Genomic DNA, 20637 nt, shown 5'->3' on the forward strand with positions numbered 1-20637 from the left:
TTGATTAATAATACGTCTTCCCTGAATCTCATGACATCTACCTGGAATTCATATCTCTCTGAAATACTGCACCATACCAGAACCCCTGATTTTGCAGCTGATACACATGCAAGGCCTATTACAGATGCTTATATTGTTCCCTCTCCTGATAAGCAGGATCTCCATTTTGCACTTCCGGTGGTCATTAAAACCGGAATATTTGATGAGATATCTCTCCCCCTCTCAGGTTCAATTGGAGGAATCCAGGCAGTCATTGAATACTGTAAACAGAAAGCACAATCTTCCCATGATCTTGGTGCTTTGTATGGGGTTGACACCGGGAACCAATCACGATATCAGGTTAATCTTGAGCCCTGCACTATTATTTCGTCTTCATCTTCAATCGCAACAAGTTTGTGGCATCCGGATGATCAGAATTATTTCAAAGATCAGAAGATACACCTGATTCTTCAGGGTGCATTCCCATATCGAGAACCTTCCTCATCACGAGTTCCAGAAATTGTGGATCGGCTTGTATCATATGCACAGGCTATAACGGATACTGTGAATGCAACTCCACGTGGAAAGATTAAGCGTACATGGGAGGTGGTCATCGATCAACAAACTCTTCAGGACAGACTTGGAGAACTCGGGCTGATATCATTTATCGGGGATGGTACAAGACCTGCAAGGGAATACACCCGTTATCGATGCTGGGAACGTGTTGCAGGGCCCAAGCGTGGTGTTCACATTCCTTTTATTTGTCCACGTGAATTGAATCCAGTCGAGGTTTATCTTCCCGGTTCCAACAAGACCATCACCGGACTTGGTATCAGAAGGGGCGAACTGTTTGCAATTACCGGATCAAATGCCCAGGGAAAATCATCACTCCTTCAGGCGATTTATTGCGGACAAGATATTCATGCTCATGGAGATGGAAGAGAACATTTGGTCACTCTCCCCGGTGGTGTTTCAGTTGATTCTACCAACATCGAATTGAAAGGAGTTGATCTTACGCCCTTCTTTGGCAGTCTTCCACCTGGCATGGATGGTACTCCGTATTGTGCCTCAGGTCATGGTAGTGGTTCAGCATCCATGGCGTTCAGAATAAAGGAAGCAATTAAAAAGAGATCTCCGTATATCATCATCGATGAAGATCGGTCTGCACAGAATCTGCTCAATCCATGCTATATGAGCATGGATTCCCAGGTTAATTCACTGGCATCCTTAATAAGCAAAGATCGTAAATGGCTGGATGACTCAAGCCTGATAATCGCTGGCTCCGGAATGGAACTGATGATTGCGGGTGCAGACCGGATAATCAGACTCTGTAACCATGCTCCGGTTGCTGTCTCACGTGATGAATGGCGGACTGGATTAAAACAGTATTATCAGGAATTAATCGAGATGGTGTGAGTCAGAATAGTGGAGTAAAAGAGGAAGAATTCTTTCAATCAGGTCACTGATACCGCTTTTTATATTCGTTGAACAGGGCCACTGCATACTTTTCAGTAATCTTCGTAGGAATATAGTTGAGAATTTTCGCACGGGTAATGAGTTCCTGTTTGATTTCATTCTCATTGTGGATCTGGTGGGCTGCAACTTCATTCAGGATAAAATCAAGTTGGTTTATGCCCGTGGCCTTGCCATCAATTTCTATTGATCCAATTGTTGTGTTCTGTGGTATAATTCCTCCACAGACTTTACAGTAGACCCCATCTTTATCATCAGTCATGTTCGGTATCCCGTATCATGGTCAGTGACATTTTGAACCGGGTCACAGCACTCAATGCATGTGGTACATTTGCAGGAAATATGATTGTATTACCTTCTTTCATCTGATGTGTTTCTCCCTGGATCCAGACTTCACATTCACCTTCAAGAATGGTTACAACAGCATCAAACGGAGCAGTATGTTCTGATAATCCTTCATTCTCATCAAACGAAAAGAGGGTTACTGAACCTGTCCTGGTACTTACAATCATTCTGCTGGATACCGAACCATCCTGATATCCCACCAGGTCTTTCAGGTTGAGAACCTTTGCACGAAGTTCATCACGTGCCCGACACTGTTTGCCGGATTCATTCAGGGTTTCTGAGTTGAATTCCATTCTCCACCATAATACCGAACGAATTGTCTTTGCTAGTTCTTTTGAAAATGACATTGTGAAAGAAAGATTCTCTCGTTGTCATTTTACCGCATCTCCCAATTGCTCCGCTTTTTACTTACGCTGGAACCATCCGTTTTATGTCTTCTTCAACAGTGCTGTTCTTACTGATGTTGAAGTTCTCAACCAGAACATTGAGTACTCCTGGTGATACAAATCCCGGAAGTTTAGGTCCGAGGGCGATATTCTTTACTCCTAGGTGCAACAGGGCTAACAGGACCAGGCAAGCCTTCTGTTCGTACCAGGCAATGTTGTATGATACTGGAAGTTCGTTGATTTCTACACCAAAGGCATTGGCCAGGGCCTGGGCTATCACAACAAGCGAGTATGAATCATTGCACTGTCCTGCATCGATGACCCGCGGTATACCGCCGATTGTTCCAAGATCCAGGTGATTGTATCTGAACTTGGCACATCCAGCTGTCAGAATGATGGTATCCTTCGGGAGGGCCTTGGCAAACTCAGTATAATATTCGCGTTCGCTCTGGCGTCCGTCACATCCTGCCATCACAATAAAACGCCTAATGTCACCTTTCTTTACAGCTTCGATGACAGTTCCTGCAAGGGCAAGAACAGCGTCATGACCACATCCGGTAATGAGATCGCGCCCATGTGAATGCAGATCCTGGGGAGGCTGACAGGTTTTTGCATATTCGATAACCTTAGAAAAATCTTTTGTTCCATCTGGAGATTTTTCAATGTGTTTTACACCTGGAAAACCAGCCGGACCGGTTGTATAAACCTTATCTTTGTATGAGTCCTTTGGTGGAACGATACAGTTCGTGGTGACCACAATCGGGCCATTGAACTTTTCAAATTCATCCTTTTGATGCCACCATGAAGAACCATAATTTCCTACCAGATGTGGGTATTTCTTAAGAGCTGGATATGCATTTGCAGGAAGCATCTCACCATGGGTGTATATGTCAACTCCACTGTCTTTTGACTGCTCCAGTAGCTGTTCCAGGTCCCGAAGGTCGTGACCAGTGATTAGGATTCCCGGTTTAGATCCCACCGTTGTTTTTACAGATGTTATCTCCGGAATTCCGTAGGTTTTCGTATTTGCAGCATCAAGGAGTGCAAGAGTGGTAACACCAACACCTCCGCATTCGAGAACCAGAGCAACCATCTGATCAGCTGGGAGTGTTTGAAGGGTTGAAGCAAGTCCTTTCTGCATAAAGTTTGTCACCTTTATGTCAGTGTAACCAAGCATCTCTGCATGGTGATAGTATGCAGCAAGCCCCTTCAATCCAAACAGAAGCAGGGCCCGGAGTGAATGAATATCATCGTTGACATTAGCTTCTGTTGCGATCTCCTTTGCTTTGGCTTGTATGTCAGCATCACTCTTCGGAGTCCAGGTACATGCATCAGGCTCATCATCACCGGATTTCGGGAGAGCATCCCGAATGGTGATAGCCTGTGAGATCATCCCCTTAAATCTCTGATCATCAAAATTTGTGTTGGTAAGGGTGGCGAAGAGGGCTTCTGTTATCAAAGTTCCTGCGTCTTTGTTCCCGCTCCCCTTTTGTATAGCAGGGTAGTTTCTAGCAGAGATTCCTTTGCAGATATAAATCAGGACATCCTGAACATCTGCAGTATGGCCTTCCTTTCCACAGACACCTTTTACAGTGCAACCGGTTCCCCGGGCAGTTTCTTCGCATTGATAACAGAACATGATTCCTCACCTTTCGTATGTAAAGGATACATGATACCTTATGTATATCTAGTTATTAATAGTGGTGAGTTTCAAAATCTATACTGTGGAAGAGATCTGCACTGTCAACATGACGGTAAAATATTTAACAAAAAAATGGACCCTCTTAATTATCCTGGAGCTCTATAAGGGAGAAAATTATACTCGCCGGTTTTCAGAGCTGAAAGAGTCACTGAGTGACATTACCCCGAAAATCCTTTCTGAAAGACTTAAAGAACTTGAAGAAGAAGGAATAATTATCAAGAATGTGGATGCCTCTGCATTCCCTGTCAGATGTGAGTACACTCTCACAAAAAGTGGTCTGGATCTCATCGAGATAATCAGGGCGATAAAGAGATGGGCTCTTATCTGGAAGATTGATAATATTCCCTGTGGGAACCAGGATTGCAGGGATTGTGTACTATAACCGTTGGATGCCTGTCATGGTGTGTGATGATGGAATATTTCCTCTTTAGTGTTTAGGAGAAAAAAATGATACTTGATCATTGTCCTGGTTCTGCTAATCTGAAAACGCCTACGCTTTCAATAAAAAAGTGCCCACAATGTGGTGAAGATGTTGAGATCTTTTCGAATGATACATCAGTTGCCTGCAGTTCCTGTGGTTTTGTCATCTACAATGAAGCTCTTTCATGTATTCAGTGGTGTAAATATGCCCGGGAGTGTATCGGAGAAGAGATGTACCTGAAATTATATCAAAAAAAGAGTGGAATGGGGGATTGTGAAAAGACATAATGTTATACCGGCAGATTTGAACCTTTCTTTGCTTAAGAAACAGTTGTAAGTGAATATTGGGATCCACCTCCTTCAGGCTCAATACTATAATTAATATGATAGTGTACGATTGCATTACACGAGAACTCAAGAAATACTTTATTAAAGATCTTGAAATCTGCGAAAATTGACTAGGAGGAATACTCAGTTCTTCTGAAAAGAGTTAAAGACAAACAATCGGGCTTCCGTCTCTTGCCGTCGAAGAATTTTCTATCTGTTTTCATTCTTTAGAAAATCATCACTGTTTCTGTGGCTACCTCTATCCAACCCACCTGAAGGTATTAAGAGAAATTTTAACAAAATAGGTGTAAGAAGCGATTAATTAATTTATCAAGGAGAAAGGGGAGGACCTTTCCCCTATTCGGATCTGCAGTTCTCTTAGGAGGTGGGTATACAGGATCATAGTACTTCCGCCCGTCATCAGCTTATTTACAAGCCTTGGTTCTTTGTGTCTCCTGTGGTAGGGTTGTGATACCATTCATACTGAATTCAGGGTATGTTTTTGCCAGAAATTTAAATAACATCTTTGTGCTGGAGAAGATGTTAACCAAATACACGAAGGATGACGAGCTATACCTGATCCTGTATTTCAACTCAATCATGGGTTACCCCATAGAAAGAGCAAACACTATTTGATCTCAATGTATATAAAATGGAAAACTATAGTTGGTAGAATCATAAACTGCTGGTAAATACATACCTCTGAACTTTCAAAAAAACCGTTAATAGTTCTGTTTCTAGTTCATACAAATCGTGATTAAATTTGATTAAAAAAAGGCTTTTTGAATATTTCTGGTAATTACCTTGAAAAGAACTGTCAGCCCTCTCATATTATACCTGGCTATCTTTCCCAACTTTTATCACTTCTATGTAGTTGTCCGGGATAATGAAAGGAATTTTAAATAATCAACAATCCCACCAGATTTTGTGAGTACATCATCTGACGAATTGTCTGGAATTTTTAGAGAATAATCTTAGTTACCAAAAGGTTGTCCTCTTCATCATCTAAAGGAGAACGAAAAAAATTTTCTTACCTGCCATTGAACGTATTAATGCTATCTCCCATTATTGTTCGTGATTTCAAGGCATGCGATAAATTCTTCGATTGATGCAAACCTTTCTGCTGGATCTGCTTTGAGTGACTTTTTTATCAGTGGATCAAACCGACTTAGTGATTCATTACATTCAGATGGCAATCGGAACTGGTTCTTCTGAATTGCAATGAAGATCTCTCCGATACCTGGTTTTACATATGGTGGTTCTCCACAGAGCAGTTCGTACAAGAGGACTCCGAGCTGGTAGATATCAGTCCGCTGATCTCCACTTCCATACATGTCTGGAGCTAACTGTTCCGGAGTTGCGTAAAAGAGGGAAAAACTAGTATTTTTTGTATCTTCTGCTCGATGGAGCGACCTTGAGAGACCCCAGTCTGCGAGTTTTGCTCTTCCTTCTCCCGTCAGAAGTACGTTACCAGGCTTTATATCACGGTGAATAACTCCCTTCCCATGTGCATACAAAAGAGCTGAAGCAATATCTCCAATAATTGAGATTGCCCGGTCAGGAGCAACCGGGTATGTGACATCCCGGAGTGATCTGCTCATGTATTCCATCTCTACATAAGGAATTGGGAAGATGTTCTGATCATAGATTGCAACAATACAGGGGTGATGGAGTTCACGCCAGACTGCCATTTCGTTCAGGAACGTTTTACCACTCGTCTCATCTGGAGAGAATGGAATCTTCAGTGCAACCAGTTTTCCGTCTCTCACTCTGACAGCCCGATAGACAACTGCCACTCCGCCGCTGCCAATGATACTTACGTCCTGGTACCGCATCCTCAGAGCCTCTGGAAATGAGGAAGTGATCTCCGTATGAATGATCGACTGATTTCTTGTCAATGTCAGGCTTGGATCAAAACCACCTATGTCTGTAGTACGTCTGATGATCTGGCTTGTCATAAGAGAAAGGACAGCTCCAGGTAAGAAAAAGATCGAGATAGCGAGGATGCTTGTTGGAAGGGGAGGGAAGAAAGGAACTCTTGACATCAAGATCAAACTGATTGCAATGAAGACAAAGAGAATATGGATGTGATATACTGGGGGAATTGGCCTGTTTTTAAATATCGATATTGCCTGGATAAGTGATGAAACAGCAAGATAAACCTGAACACCAAGAAATGCGTATAAGGTCGAGAGGAAGTAGGGGTCAGTTCTGGCATTATTATTCTGGCTAGTAAATATCCACCAGACAGCTATGACGATAAGCAGGGTACAGGCCACCTGTCCAATTCCTATCCACTTCCTTGTTTTTTCACATGATTCATATTGATATGATGCACCTATTCTTAGACCTGCAGCAGTGACAAGTATCAGAATAACCAACGAGATTCCTATAGAGAGTAGCATCTGTAGGAGTGGAGAGATAAGAAGGGATTGGTATGATGAAGGTTCAGGGTTATTTCTTTCTTCCCAGGATGGGACAAACGGCCTTGGATCTTCGGACCCATTTTTATATGGAGGGGTGAGGATTATCTCTGCCGATATTATTTTACTTTGATTTGGGTAAGGCTGATCAGATGTTTTCTGAAGTATTACAATAGGGGCAGATTTTCCATCGAGGATCCCTGTCAGAATATGCTGATCCATCCCAGGATTTATAGGATCTCCGATATTATCCCCATGTACAGATGCCCCTGCAAACAGAAGAAGTATAAACAGGAATAGTATTGTTTTTTGTATCATGCAGGTCGGCATACCTAGATCTACAATGTTGTGTCGTTTAGGAAAAGAAACCGTGCAGAGAAATTCCCAGTTCCCAGAATGATAATATCACCATCACGGATCTCATGTCGAGTTCTTGGAGGTATTGGTTCTGTGTTTACAAATGTCCCTGAAGTACTACCATAGTCTTCAATCTCCCATTTATCTGTATGCCAGATAATACAATGTGGTCTGCTCACCCGTGAGACTGACCTGTACTCAGAAGAGAGAACAATACGTGATGAATTTGGCTGTGAAGAAGCAGGATCTACCGGATCAATTCTGCCGATTGCTGTTTTTTCTCCCTCAAGGGGATAGATGTTCTTTTCTTCAGGACCAGTGGTGAGATATAGGCCTGGTGATTTTTGCCCGAATTGATCTGCAAGTTCCCCTCTGACTGTTTTGAGTTGATCTGCGAGTTCGGTATGAGTGATAGTGAGAGGGACCTTTGAGAACATGGAGAGATTGGTGATGATTGCTTCCATTCCTCCAGGTGCAAGTGAGTATTTCCACACCGGATGCACACCTGTCATGGTCTCTGAACTCATTCCAGCATCTTTTCTAACAAGTCCTGCCAGCACCAGTTTGTCCAGGTGTTTTCTAATATTTTCATAGCTGGTCTTGGTGATGGTTGTGATCTCTTTAAGTTCCAGTGGTTTTACCTCTAATGCAGCGAGGATCTGGAGCCGGGTTGGGTTTGCCAGCGCATTGAGATACTCAGACATCTCGATTAAGTACTCGGGATCTCTTTTTGCCTGAATTGTATTGTTTGTCATCACCAGGTCTGGTACTCAGTATGCCTCATATGGATATGGCTTTTCTCATTTCTGATTTTACCTACAGGACCCTCTTAAGAATGAGAAAAAAAGAAAATTATCGGAATAATTATCAACTGTGGCTTATTATGCCCTCATATCTTCTCTAACAATACTGCATGGGCTGCTGCCAGGCGTGCAATCGGCACCCTGGGTCCTGAACATGATACATAAGAGAGTCCAATTTTATGACAGAATATGATAGAAGCCGGGTGACCTCCATGCTCGCCACATATCCCGACTTTCATATCTGCCCTGACCTGGCGTCCCCACTTAACTGCCTGTTCCATCAGTCTGCCGACCCCCTTGACATCCAGTACCTCAAATGGATTATCCTGGAGGATATTACTTAAGTTATACATGGGCAGGAACTTGTTTTCTGCATCCTCGCGTGAGAACGAGAATGTTGCCTGGGTGAGGTCATTGGTTCCAAATGAGAAAAATTCAGCCTCTTCTGCAAGGTTGTCAGCCCGCATACAGGCACGTACAACCTCAAGCATTGAACCAAACTTGAACTTGAGGGCAAGTCCATAAGCCTTTTCAACGCTCTTTTGGATCTCCAGCACCCATTCTTTCACCCGCTTGAGTTCCTGGGCAGTGCATACCTGCGGAACCATGATCTCCGGATGAACCTCAATACCTGCCTTGAGACATTCAGCTGTAGCTTCAAGTACGGCTCGTATCTGCATCTCGTATATCTCCGGGAAGGTCAGACCGAGCCGTACCCCCCGGTGGCCAAGCATGGGGTTAACCTCGTGCAGAGCCCTGACTTTCTTGAGCATCGTCTCTTTCTTGGCAATAACTGTATCAACGAGTTCTGGATCAGTAAATCCCTGTATCTTGGATTTTATTTCAGAAAGATTCATGAAATGAGCAGCATCCGTGAGGACTCTCATCCCCCTGATAGTTTCACGAAGGTTTTTGAGTTCTTTAATCTCATCCACTAACTGTTTTTCTGTAGGCAGAAATTCGTGGATTGGTGGGTCCAATAGCCTGATGGTAACCGGACGGGGAGCCATCACCTCAAAAATTTGCTTGAAATCTTCTCTTTGAATAGGGAGCAGTTTTCCAAGGGCTGCAATCCGGTCCTCCTTGGTCTCTGCAATGATCATCTCCACCATGATCGGTAGCCGCTCAACTCCGTTGAACATCCGTTCTGTCCTGCACAGTCCGATACCCATTGCCCCGTACTTCAAAGCCCTCACTGAATCCTCGGGTGTGTCAGCATTGGCCATGACCTGTAACTGTGCAACTTCGTCTGCCCAGGAGAGAATTGTCTCAAGTTCTGGCGAGAATTCGGCTTCTATCATTGGAACTTCACCAAGGTACACAAGGCCGGTGGTTCCGTCAATGGTGATAAGATCGCCCTCATAGAATTCAGTATCACCGACCCTGGCTACCTTGAGATGAATATCAACAGTAATGCCTTCAGCGCCTGACACACAGGGTTTTCCCATACCGCGTGCGACCACTGCAGCATGTGATGTCTTTCCTCCCCTGCTGGTGAGGATACCCTGTGAAGCAAAGAAACCATGTATATCTTCTGGCTTGGTCTCTTCCCTGACAAGGATCACTCTCTCACCTGTCCGTCCTAGTTTTTCTGCCCGGTCAGCATCAAACACGGCTATACCGATTGCTGCACCGGGTGAAGCTGGAAGTCCTTTTGCCACTGGCTTACTTGAATTTTTTGGATCCAGCCGGGGGAAGAGGAGTTGGTTGAGCATTTCAGGATTAATCCTGAGAAGAGCCTGGCGCTTATCAATAAGGCCGGTCTTGACCATTTCTACTGAAGTGCGAACAAGAGCGGTTGCATTCATCTTTCCGTTTCTTGTCTGCAGACAGTAGAGGGTTCCTTTCTCAATGGTGTACTCAAAATCCTGCACTTCTTTGTAGTGAGCCTCAAGTTTGCGGCGGAGTTCCATCAGTTCATTAAACTGTTTAGGCAGTTCCTGGGCCATAGCAGCAACCGGCTTAGGTGTCCTGATACCCGCAACAACATCCTCTCCCTGGGCATTGACCAGGTACTCACCAAACATTACATTCTCACCAGTTCCGGGATCACGAGTAAACCCGACTCCTGTTGCAGAGTCATTACCCATGTTCCCAAAGACCATGGCGACTACATTTACTGCAGTTCCATTGGCCTGTTCTGGTGTGATCTTGAATTCCCGCCGGTAATCGATCGCACGTTTCCCCATCCAGGAGTTAAAGACAGCTTTTATGGCAATCTCAAGCTGTTCGTAGGGGTCTGTTGGGAATGGTTTGTGAGTAAAGAGTTGGACTACCTTGAGGAAGCGGTCACAAATATCTGTCAAATCACTGGTTGACAAGTCCACATCATGCTTGACACCCGCTTTCTGTTTGACAGCCTCAAACTCGGTATCAAACTTCTCCTCAGGCACTCCAAGTGCAACTTTACCGAAGAGCTGGATAAACCTGCGGTATGCATCATATCCAAACCGATCATTACCTGTTCCATTGATCAGCCCAAGCAGAGTCTGACTATTGAGACCGAGATTGAGAATGGTATCCATCATACCTGGCATGGATATTGCAGAACCAGACCTGACAGAGACCAGTAGTGGTTTTTCTCTTCCACCGAAGGTTCTCCCTGTTTTTTTCTCAACTGCTGCCAGATTTGCATGGACCTGTTCCATCACTCCTTCTGGGAGTCTGCGTTCTGGATCATCCAGATAGGCCAGACATGCCTCGGTCGTGATTACAAAACCTGGTGGGACATTCAGGTCTATCTGTGTCATCTCACAGAGATTGGCACCTTTGCCTCCGAGGAGTTTCTTGTTCTTCCCATCGCCTTCGGTAAAGTCGTATACCCATTTCCTGCTCATATTACTCCCTTGTCATCTGTAAGATCATGTAATTACATCTGGTCTGGTTAACTTGTCACTGGCAAGAAAGAAGGCTGAAGATATTTGTCTCCAGTTGGAGTTATTTCGTCAGCCATGATATCAGTTACCTGCGGCAGCACTGCAAAAAATTCAGTACCCCTTGTCTGCTGCAGGGAAGAATGCAGGGATGACGCCGGATGAAATACAGGTGTAATCCATATATCCGGCTGGGTGGGCCCCTGCATGGGCAGATATGCGATCGATCTGGATCTCACGTCTGCTATAGGCTCATCATAGAACCATATAACCCTTTCAATTTACAGGTCCAGCCTTTTATATGAAAAGACGATATTCTGTCAGATAGATGTCCGGGTTTAGGATCCAAAAAAAGTGTTTAAAAGAAATCCTGGGTTGCATAGAAGAACTCTCCATCATATGCAACGCCCACACCTATCCGATCTATTCCGCGATTAATCAGGTTTTCATTATGGTCTGGGCTGTTTATCCACTCGATCATCATCACATCGGCAACCTGTTGTGGATCGCTTGGGTCAACAAAACCTGAGTACCCTTTCCCAACAATATTTCCCTTGGCTATCTTGACGATGTTCTCTGCAATACCTGACCTGTTACTCCCATCAGAAAGCCGTTTAGTGGTATCGTACTTTGCCTCTGTTGCCCGACCGGTTGGAGTTATTCCCTCAGGGGTTTCGTGTGCAAAATAATTTCTTGCAGCCATATCAGTACTATGTGACTGTGCAATGGATGCCAGGGCTGGATCATAATTCAGAGTTGATAGTCCTCTGTATTCCCGATATTTATTTGTCTTTTCTGCGATGTAGCCTGCCACTTTTTCCAGAAATGCTTTGTCTACAGGTGGTTTTTGTGCTGTGATTGTAATAGGAGTATCAAATACTGCAGAATTTTTTTCCTCATCTGCTTCGGTTACCATATGGGTGAAGTCGATGACAGCACCCAGATAGTATTCACCAGGTTCGATGTCGTGAGGAATCAGGTTTGTACTGATACCGGGTTCCTTCATCCCCGGGTATGCCTGATAAAAGATAACATCCCAGAGTTTCTGATCTGATGGATCTACATCCGAATCCTTGGAGAGATAGAATCCGAGACGAAATGTACCTGCACTTCCCTTTCCGATATTGGAGACTGTGTAATTGATGGTAAGGGGATAATCAGGTGCAATCTCGGTTGGAGAGGCATTATCGAGAGTGACCACAAGATCCGGAAGATCTGATTGTGAGGGCTGAACTGACCGTTTTACTTCGATTGGAGCTGTTGATACATATTGATTATTGCTCAGGTTTCTGTCAACTGTTGAGGTTGAGATGGTTGACATCAGATAGTATTCTCCCGGATTAATTCCACCTGGCAGATCAACAGTGAATGGTACTTGATCTCTATAAAAAGCGGGAATCTCTTCTGTCGTCTTTTGGTGAATCCAGATTGGCTTAGCATCAGAAACATTCTGAATTAGGTAATAATCTATTTTTATCTGATCAGCAGCTGCAGGTCCGGGGTTTGCTACAACAATTGCTGCTGAAAATGGTGATCCCATCTCTGCCTCTCTTGGGGTGATGCTGGCAAGAATTTCAAGATCAGCAGTGCTTAAAAGTTCAGCATGAGCAGTTCCGGGAGAGCTGTTCAGAACCGTCGTGTTATTACTTATAGAGGAATCTGCCATACTGCACCCGGAAAAAACCAGGAGCAGGAATATAGAAAATATGAGATGGAAAGACTTCATCGTAATCATCGGTTATAGTCAATTACAGGTACGATACACAGACCAGTAAGTCTTCTGGTAACCTGCCTGCGAAAAGCAGGGTATGTCACACGATATAATCGTCAAGTGATGAGTTCGGTCTTCCTGAAAGACCAGATCCGGTAAGATGACTGATGGCAGCCTGTGTCGTCTCCCTGCCCTGTGGCGTTCGTTTCAAAAACCCGATTCTGATAAGGAATGGTTCATACACGTCCTCGATCGTCCGGGTCTCTTCCCCGATTGAGATAGCGATTGTCTTGAGTCCCACCGGACCGCCGTTAAAATCCCCTGCAATTACCTGAAGGATCCTCCGGTCCAGGTCATCAAGTCCAAGCCGGTCTATTCCCAGCGATGTAAGAGCCAGATCAGCAATTGGACCATCCACTGATCCGTCTCCCCGGACAATGGCATAATCATAGACTCGTCGAAGCAGACGGTTTGCTATCCTTGGAGTTCCACGGCTTCGTTTTGCAATTTCATCAGCCCCTTCTGGTGTTATTGGGATCTTCAGGATTGAGGCACTTCTGGTTACAATGGTAGCAAGATCTGATGGTTCATAGAGATCCAGTCTTAGGATGAGTCCAAACCTGTCCCTGAAAGGAGAACTCAATAATCCTATCCGGGTTGTAGCCCCCACGAGAGTAAACCTCTCAAGAGGGAGCCGTATTGAGCGGGCAGATGGCCCTTCCCCGATCATAACATCGATGGCATAGTCCTCCATCGCAGGGTAAAGGATCTCTTCAACAATCGGAGTGAGTCGGTGTATTTCATCGATGAAGAGGAGATCCTTCTGCTTTAGGGGGGTGAGCATCGCAGCAAGATCCCCAGGTCTCTCAATCACTGGTCCTGTTGTGGTCTCAATGGCTGATCCCATCTCCCTGGCAATAATATGTGAAAGGGTAGTTTTTCCAAGGCCGGGTGGCCCGGAGAAGAGTACATGATCCAGAGGTTCGCTTCGAAGCCTGGCTGACTCCATGGCGATAGAAAGGGTCTCTTTTATCTGATGTTGTCCGATGAATTCTGATAGGAGAGAAGGGCGAACCGATCTTTCTTCCCTGTCTTCTTCCTTTACTGTAGGTTCGAGGACCGGTTCACTCATTCTTCTCTCCCTTGTCTTTCAGGATCCTAAGAGCTTCCCTGATTATTCCTGCTGGAGTTCCATCATGAGTGGATGGATCAATTTTTCCAACGGCAGCCGCAGCCTCACCCTGACCATATCCAAGTGCCATAAGCCCTAGCACTGCATCTGCCTGTGCATTGTTCCCTCCTTCCTGTCCAAAAGTTCCCAGATCTGCTGCAAGAACTGCTGCTTTCTTTTTAAGTTCAAGCACAATCCGTTCAGCTCCTGTTTTTCCTACCCCGGGAACAGTTGCTAACAGTCGTGAATCTCCAGCCAGAACTGCCCCTGCAACCTGGTCTGGCCTGAGTCTTGAAAGGATAGCGGTTGCAAGTTGGGGACCTACCCGGGAGACTGATGTCAGCATCCTGAACACTTTTAATTCTGCAGTGGTCTGGAATCCGTATAGCAGAATTGCATCCTGCCTGACCACCATCTCGGTATGAATCACCGCTTCCTTTGATCCTCTCAATGCTGCAACTGAAGTCTCGGGAACCCGTACGCGATACCCGACCCCTGCTGCCTCAATGATAATGTAATCATCGCCTACATCAACAACGGGTCCCCTGAGCCGTGCTATCATCGACGACCCCGGGAACAGTTGATATGGCAGAGTGCAAGTGACAGACCATCTGCAGCATCGTCAGGTCGTGGAATCTCAGGAAGTCGAAGCAGTCTTGTGATCATCTCCTGCATTTGTTTTTTATCAGCGGATCCTGATCCGGTTATTGCGACTTTCACCTGGTTCGGCGTATACTCGGTTACCGGAATTTCGTGATGCACTGCAGCAAGGAGGATAACTCCCCGTGCTTCACTCACCTGAAGGGCACTGGTTGTATTCCTGGCAAAAAAGAGGCGTTCAATCGCCATACTTTCAGGGTTATACCGTTCGATCAGGTTGGTTATTCCTTTGTAGATGAGTCCAAGTCGTTTTGGTGGTTCTCCATCTGATTTACTGGTCTTAACACATCCCCATTCATCAGCACCAGGTGTCCGCCTATCATCAGATATAATTCCATATCCCACTGTTGCATACCCGGGATCGATACCCAGGACAGTCACCATATGATTTTCACTCTGTTCATTTGTTTCGTGCTGCCTGAAGGTTTTATCCAGCATCTAGATTCCATTGCGTTCAATACCTGTCTCCTCAGGCTCATCTGCCGCCTGTTGGTTCCAAATCCCCCTGTGCTTTAAGAACCATTCCTGTGCATTGATCAGCTCATCCCCGTTTGTTGATTTTCTGGGATGATAGATCCCGTCAGATCCCAAAACACGGGCTTTTGCAGTGTCACGCATGTGGATTGGTAAGATCTCAGAAATAATCTCCTTTTTTATCCCTGAATCAAGAACTGGGTACAAAACCTCAACCCTGCGGTTTAAGTTCCTGGGCATGAGATCAGAACTGCCAAGAAGAACGATCTCATCCCCCCCATTATGGAAATAATAGATACGTGAATGTTCAAGGAACCTTCCTACTATTGTGCTTACAGAAATGTTGTCTGATATTCCTTTAATGCCAGGCCGCAGGCAACAGATACCTCTGACTTGTAGTTCGATTTTTACGCCTGCCATAGAAGCACGGTAGAGTGCTTGAATCATCTCCTCGTCCTGGATGGCATTGAGTTTCAGAACAATGCGACCATCACGGTATTCCTGTTGTCTCTTGATCTCGCGCTCGATGAGTGAGATGATTCCACGCCTAATGTACTTAGGTGATACCAGCAGGTGATTGTATGCCATGTATCTCGAATACCCGGTCAGACTGTTGAAGAGGTTTGAAACATCAGATCCTATCTCCGGGTTCGCGGTGAAAAGGCCAATATCGGTATAAATTCTGGCAGTAGATGCGTTGTAGTTGCCAGTTCCCATATGGACATACCTTACAATCCCGTCCCGTTCACGTCTGACCACCAGACAAAGTTTTGAGTGAACTTTCAGGCCCATAATCCCGAATACAACATGGACACCTGCATGTTCCAGAGCTTTGGCCCAACCGATGTTGTTCTCCTCGTCAAACCGGGCTTTAAGTTCTACAACTACAGAGACAGCTTTTCCCATCTCCCTGGCATCTAAAAGAGCCCTCACTATCGGAGAACGGGTCCCTGTCCTGTACAGGGTCATCTTTATGGCGAGTACATCTGGATCCTTTGCTGCCTGATTGAGAAAGTTGACTACTGGCTGAAAGCTTTCGTATGGGTGAAAGAGCATTATATCCCGGGATCGAATGACGTTAAATATTGCCTTCTCATTTTCCAGGGCTTTCGGGATACTTGGGACAAACGGGGCATCTTTTAGATCCGGCCGGTCAAGGTCAAGCATACACATAAGATCAGCCATCCCGATAGGGCCGGCGATCCTGTAGAACATATGCGGGTGCTTAACGAGTTTCTCCCCCATCATACCACAGACCGTCTGGTCCATCCAGGATGAGACCTCAATTCTGGAAGGAACACCTACCCACCGTCTTCCAACTGATTCCTCAACAGCAGTCAGGAGATCGTCGGCTTCATCCTCCTCTATCTCTATATCAGCATCACGGGTAACCCTGAATGGGTATGATGCCCTTACTTCAAGACCCGGAAAGAGAAGGTCAAGATTTGAAGATATCACGTCTTCCAGGAAGATGAGTTCTATTCCTCCCGGGGCCCTCGGTCCATTATCAGTACCAGGGATCTTTAAAAGTCGTGGGAAGAGTTTGTTTGGAATTTTGATCCTGGCAAAGAGATCCTCCTCCCCCCCCCGTTCCCTGACAATGATTGCAAGATTGAGTGCGAGGTTTGAGATAAATGGAAATGGGTGCGATTTATCAAATGCAAGGGGGGTGAGAACCGGGAATATCTCCTTGATGAAGTATGTTCTGAGTTCACGTTTCTGCTGTTCGTCAAGTGTCTCGTATGTATGGATGACAATTCCATGCTCTCTGAGTTCTGGTATGATTTCATCATGCCAGACAGTCACCTGTTCTTCAAGCAGGGGGAAAAGGTCTTCATAAATCTTATCAAGAATTCGAGCCGGTGTAAGCCCGTCAGGAGGGGCCTTAAGGACACCCTCGTCAAGCTGGCGATGTAGACCTGAAACCCTGATCATGAAGAATTCATCTAAATTATTTGAGAAGATAGCAAGGAATTTGACCCGTTCAAGCAGGGGATGACTTTTGTCTTTTGCCTCGTCAAGCACATGCCTGTTGAACTGGAGCCAGGAGAGCTCCCTGTTGATGTAGTATGATGGATCTTGCAGGATACTATCATTGTCCAGGCTCTTTCCTTCAGCTAAAAGAGGCTCATCCCGATTCATTATCAGGATATAAGAGAGCAAATGGTGATAATTCTTGCGATAAAATGAGGATGATGCCTAACTTTTCCTGATATCCAAAAAGTAGAAACGAAATGAATTGAGACTAATTTTAAAAAAATCTTCACGTTTTTTTTTGATAATTACATTCGCACTATATGGGCAATATGTCGTTGATTCCTTTGAATAACTAAATTACGAAAATTTTCACTACCTCATTTCGGATAATTTTTTTTGGATTCAACCGCTCTTGTTTAGAATGTGCAATGATCATGGATAGTTGCCTCTGTCAGGCACGCTTATCACATTTTGATTATTGTGGAAATGAGTTTTCAGAATTACTGTACATATATTAAAAATAATCTTAAGGTTTTATGTTGGCAATCACCTGGACTACTCATGAATATGTTTAAAAATGGAGTTTAAAAACAAATTATATATTTTCCTAACGGTTTACCAATCGGGTTGGGATTCTCATTTATAAAATGGAATTTGAACTGATTGCATGATATATCGGGATAGACCGTAAGTACTCTCTATTGAACGATTTTTCCACTGATAATTCTACATATTTGACCTTCATGAGGATTTTTTTAATTGATTCTCGCTCTGAACCCGATAGTAAGGCGATTTTTGATCCCCCTACTGCAGTCTCACCTGCAAGGACTACCAGATCAGGGTCAACTTGTGGGATAAGTTCAAGGCTCATCGCATTTTCAATATTGATATGAGTTCCAAAAGAACCAGCCAGCCATATTCTGGAGATTTCTGATTGGGAGATACCAAATTTTTCTAACAGGATTGTCCATCCTGCCCGGAGAGATCCTTTTGCGAGCAAAAATTCATTAATATCCTTTTCTGTGATCGTTATATCCCGATCTGTATCTGTCTCTTCTTTTGGAACTACCAGAAATTCAGGAACTACTCTTTTTATTATCCTGGGATGAGAAAGGTCAGTAAATTTTCCATTCTTTGTAATGATTCCAGCAGAAAACAATTCAGCAACAAGATCAATAATTCCGCTACCGCATATCCCTTTGGGTTTTCGGTTACCAATGGTTGTGTAGTTGAGTTTTCCATCCTCTATTGAGATAGTCTCAATTGCTCCTCCAACAGCTTTCATCCCGGCACTTATATGAGCACCTTCAAATGAAGGTCCAGAGGGAGCAGAACATACGAGGATTTTTTCCGAGTTTCCTACCATTATCTCTGAGTTAGTCCCGATATCTATCAGAAGACTATATTCAGATTTTTCATATATTCTGGTAAGCATGAGATCAGCCACTGCATCTGATCCAACATAACCAGCAATAAGTGGAAGTGAGGTGACTTTGCCTTCAGGAAGAATTTCAAGACCAAGATCACGTGATGGAAAACTGACCTGAGATTTTAATCCCGGGAGAAAAGGAGAGACACCTATGAATTTAGGATTAATTCCCAGAAAGAGATGGTGCATTACTGTATTTCCGTCAAAGACAATCTCATAGATTTTATCCTTTTCAATCCCCGCTTTTTCTGACATCTTTATGATTAGCGCATTAATTGTATCGATTACAAGGGATTGGATTTTTTTAAGATTTTTCGGGTTTTTTGCTGCAAAGGTAATCCGTGAAACTACATCTTCTCCATACATTATCTGCGGGTTTTCTGCATGTTCTTCTGCGATTGTAACCCCATTTAAGAGATCTACAAGATGACAGATGATCTTGGAGGAGCCAATATCGATGGCAACTCCATACATTTCTGTTGTTGTGTTTCCGGACTCAAGGGCAATGAGATCATTATTGCAGAAGACGGCCGTAATATTCCATTCAGCAGCTCGGAGGATTGCCGGCAGATTTGTTAGGATCGATAATGGAATCTGGTTGAAAATTCTCCCGACTCCAATTGTGAGTCGTTCAAGATCCGGTAATGTGTCTTCTAGAGATGGCCGGGGGAGTTGACATTGAACTTTTTGTATAACTGGTGAAAGGCTGATTCTACCTTCTAATGCGGTGCCAGATATTTCACGTGCCTCGTTTCGGCTTTCCTTCGGTATATAAATCGTGGCAGTCCCTGACAGAATTTTTACCTGGCATGCAAGCCTGATATTTTGTGCTATTTCTTCTGCTGTCAGAAATTTCAGTTCTTTATCTGTTGGTGGTGAAATAGATCCGTATTTTTTTGCGATTTGAATCCGGCATTTCCCACATACTCCAATCCCACCACAATCACTTCTTAATGTGATACCGGCGTTTTGGGATATTTCTAGAACTGATCGAGGGGAATCTGTGATCATTTTCCCTTCTGGTTCAAAGGTAATGGTAACTTTACCTGTCATATCTGGGCTGATTACAATGTGATGTATTCCTTCATCCGGTAGGCATACCTATATGAGGTGTCTATCGTATAAACCGCTGGAAAAACGTAGGCACTATCTTCTACTGGTCCATAGAGGAGGAAATCTGAACCAAGAATTACTGGCATGAGGTTTGCAACAATGTCAGCAGATTTCACTGCATCTTTCCCAAATAAATTCTTCACACCTGACCAGGTTGATATTGCATTATGTGCTGCTGAGCCACAGGGAAGGCCAAACCTGTTTTTTATTTCGATTGCTGCTTTTCCTGATGGAGTGAGGCTTGGAACATCCATAACAAAAGTATCAACAAAAATCTTTGAGACTCCTAAATTAGCGAGTTGTGGTGCAAATCGTTCAACCACGGCCACCCGCTCTGTTGAACTCGTTATTTTTTTCGTATATGCAAGTAGAATTACCGCTTGTGTTCCATTCTTTTTAAGTGCATCCAATTCAGCATCTTTCGTCTCAATCGATACGGAGTTGTATATCATCCGGTCTTGCAGACCGGCTTCTTTTACGTATTCAACAGCAGCGATTTTTACATCTGCACTTGGAGAATCGATAAGAAATGGCTTTTCACTTGCTGCTGCCACAAAGTCGATATATTTTTTGATTGCTTCAGGTGTTGAACCCACGATATCAAGGAGTGCTGGATTTCCGGTTTTATCACCAAGTTCTGCCTGTTTTTTAATTAACGCATCAGCAGCTTCCTTATCAAAAATCCCTGCCCTTTCGTCATGAACAATTTTATGACGGGAATAAAATATGCTTCCAACCAGAGTAGTCGGTACCTCTCCTGGTTGCCCTCCAATTTTAACTCCGGCAATTTCGTATTTTTTCTGTTCGGCTTGAAATAAAAACATTGGATTCACATTACCTGTTGCTTTTTAATTCCACGTGGTTAAATCCCGTGTTGATTTCTACAACAATATCTCATACAGATAGTGCTGGAGAGAGGATGAATACCTTGTGTATACGTGATGTACATCACAGTTCAAAGATTGTAAAATAGCAGCCTCTGACACCGATAATCAAATATCTTACCTATGTGGT

General features: G+C 44.2%; 17 protein-coding genes. 3 read left to right on the top strand and 14 right to left on the bottom strand.

Annotated elements, in window-relative coordinates; genetic code table 11:
• Positions 1 to 30 precede the first annotated feature (30 nt).
• Entirely contained in the window at positions 31 to 1395 is a 1365-nt protein-coding gene (locus DK846_RS00970) for a P-loop domain-containing protein (protein WP_109967053.1), read from the top strand.
• Positions 1396 to 1438: 43 nt separating this feature from the next.
• Here DK846_RS00970 and DK846_RS00975 read toward each other — a convergent pair whose 3' ends face one another.
• The 3 genes from DK846_RS00975 to hcp form a co-directional block, all read right to left on the bottom strand.
• A complete protein-coding gene (locus tag DK846_RS00975; protein WP_109967054.1) occupies positions 1439 to 1714 on the bottom strand; it encodes an aldolase in 276 nt (91 codons plus the stop codon).
• A complete protein-coding gene (locus DK846_RS00980) occupies positions 1707 to 2090 on the bottom strand; it encodes a cupin domain-containing protein (protein WP_109967761.1) in 384 nt (127 codons plus the stop codon). The genes DK846_RS00975 and DK846_RS00980 overlap by 8 nt, the downstream gene beginning before the upstream one ends.
• Positions 2091 to 2205: 115 nt before the next feature.
• Positions 2206 to 3822, bottom strand: a complete 1617-nt coding sequence (hcp, locus tag DK846_RS00985) for a hydroxylamine reductase (protein ID WP_109967055.1) — start codon at positions 3820 to 3822, stop codon at positions 2206 to 2208.
• An 85-nt stretch (positions 3823 to 3907) separates the two neighbouring features.
• On the opposite strand from hcp, the gene DK846_RS00990 reads away from it, so the two are divergent.
• Together DK846_RS00990 and DK846_RS00995 are read left to right on the top strand one after the other, a co-directional pair.
• Positions 3908 to 4267, top strand: a complete 360-nt coding sequence (locus DK846_RS00990) for a winged helix-turn-helix transcriptional regulator (protein WP_109967056.1) — start codon at positions 3908 to 3910, stop codon at positions 4265 to 4267.
• A gap of 65 nt (positions 4268 to 4332) precedes the next feature.
• Positions 4333 to 4593, top strand: coding sequence for a hypothetical protein (locus tag DK846_RS00995; RefSeq protein ID WP_245926420.1), 261 nt, complete (start codon positions 4333 to 4335; stop codon positions 4591 to 4593).
• A 1094-nt stretch (positions 4594 to 5687) separates the two neighbouring features.
• Here DK846_RS00995 and DK846_RS01000 read toward each other — a convergent pair.
• The 11 genes from DK846_RS01000 to DK846_RS01050 form a co-directional block, all read right to left on the bottom strand.
• Positions 5688 to 7373: a serine/threonine protein kinase gene (locus tag DK846_RS01000; RefSeq protein WP_181391563.1), complete on the bottom strand. Its 1686-nt coding sequence runs from the start codon at positions 7371 to 7373 to the stop codon at positions 5688 to 5690.
• A 20-nt stretch (positions 7374 to 7393) separates the two neighbouring features.
• Positions 7394 to 8167 carry an FHA domain-containing protein gene (locus DK846_RS01005; RefSeq protein ID WP_109967058.1) on the bottom strand — a complete coding sequence of 258 codons (774 nt, stop codon included), beginning with the start codon at positions 8165 to 8167 and terminating at the stop codon, positions 7394 to 7396.
• Positions 8168 to 8301: 134 nt separating this feature from the next.
• The gene (gene ppdK, locus DK846_RS01010; protein ID WP_109967059.1) at positions 8302 to 11052 is read right to left on the bottom strand and encodes a pyruvate, phosphate dikinase; all 2751 of its coding nucleotides are present in this window, start codon (positions 11050 to 11052) and stop codon (positions 8302 to 8304) included.
• Positions 11053 to 11099: 47 nt separating this feature from the next.
• The gene (locus tag DK846_RS01015) at positions 11100 to 11297 is read right to left on the bottom strand and encodes a hypothetical protein (RefSeq protein ID WP_109967060.1); all 198 of its coding nucleotides are present in this window, start codon (positions 11295 to 11297) and stop codon (positions 11100 to 11102) included.
• Between the two features lie 149 nt (positions 11298 to 11446).
• Positions 11447 to 12754 (bottom strand): CAP domain-containing protein, encoded by a 1308-nt coding sequence (locus tag DK846_RS01020; protein WP_181391564.1) that lies wholly within the window; start codon positions 12752 to 12754, stop codon positions 11447 to 11449.
• Positions 12755 to 12899: 145 nt separating this feature from the next.
• A complete protein-coding gene (ruvB, locus tag DK846_RS01025) occupies positions 12900 to 13931 on the bottom strand; it encodes a Holliday junction branch migration DNA helicase RuvB (protein WP_109967062.1) in 1032 nt (343 codons plus the stop codon).
• Entirely contained in the window at positions 13924 to 14532 is a 609-nt protein-coding gene (ruvA, locus tag DK846_RS01030) for a Holliday junction branch migration protein RuvA (RefSeq protein WP_109967063.1), read from the bottom strand. Before ruvA ends, ruvB begins: the two co-directional genes overlap by 8 nt.
• On the bottom strand, positions 14529 to 15068 hold the full coding sequence (gene ruvC, locus DK846_RS01035; protein WP_245926421.1) for a crossover junction endodeoxyribonuclease RuvC: 540 nt from the start codon (positions 15066 to 15068) through the stop codon (positions 14529 to 14531). Before ruvC ends, ruvA begins: the two co-directional genes overlap by 4 nt.
• Positions 15069 to 17246 (bottom strand): polyphosphate kinase 1, encoded by a 2178-nt coding sequence (gene ppk1, locus DK846_RS01040; protein WP_109967064.1) that lies wholly within the window; start codon positions 17244 to 17246, stop codon positions 15069 to 15071.
• A 475-nt stretch (positions 17247 to 17721) separates the two neighbouring features.
• Entirely contained in the window at positions 17722 to 19563 is a 1842-nt protein-coding gene (locus DK846_RS01045; RefSeq protein WP_109967065.1) for an ASKHA domain-containing protein, read from the bottom strand.
• A gap of 11 nt (positions 19564 to 19574) precedes the next feature.
• Positions 19575 to 20447: a tetrahydromethanopterin S-methyltransferase subunit H family protein gene (locus DK846_RS01050; RefSeq protein WP_109967066.1), complete on the bottom strand. Its 873-nt coding sequence runs from the start codon at positions 20445 to 20447 to the stop codon at positions 19575 to 19577.
• Positions 20448 to 20637 lie beyond the last annotated feature (190 nt).

The organism is Methanospirillum lacunae (assembly GCF_003173355.1).
GTDB lineage: Archaea > Halobacteriota > Methanomicrobia > Methanomicrobiales > Methanospirillaceae > Methanospirillum > Methanospirillum lacunae.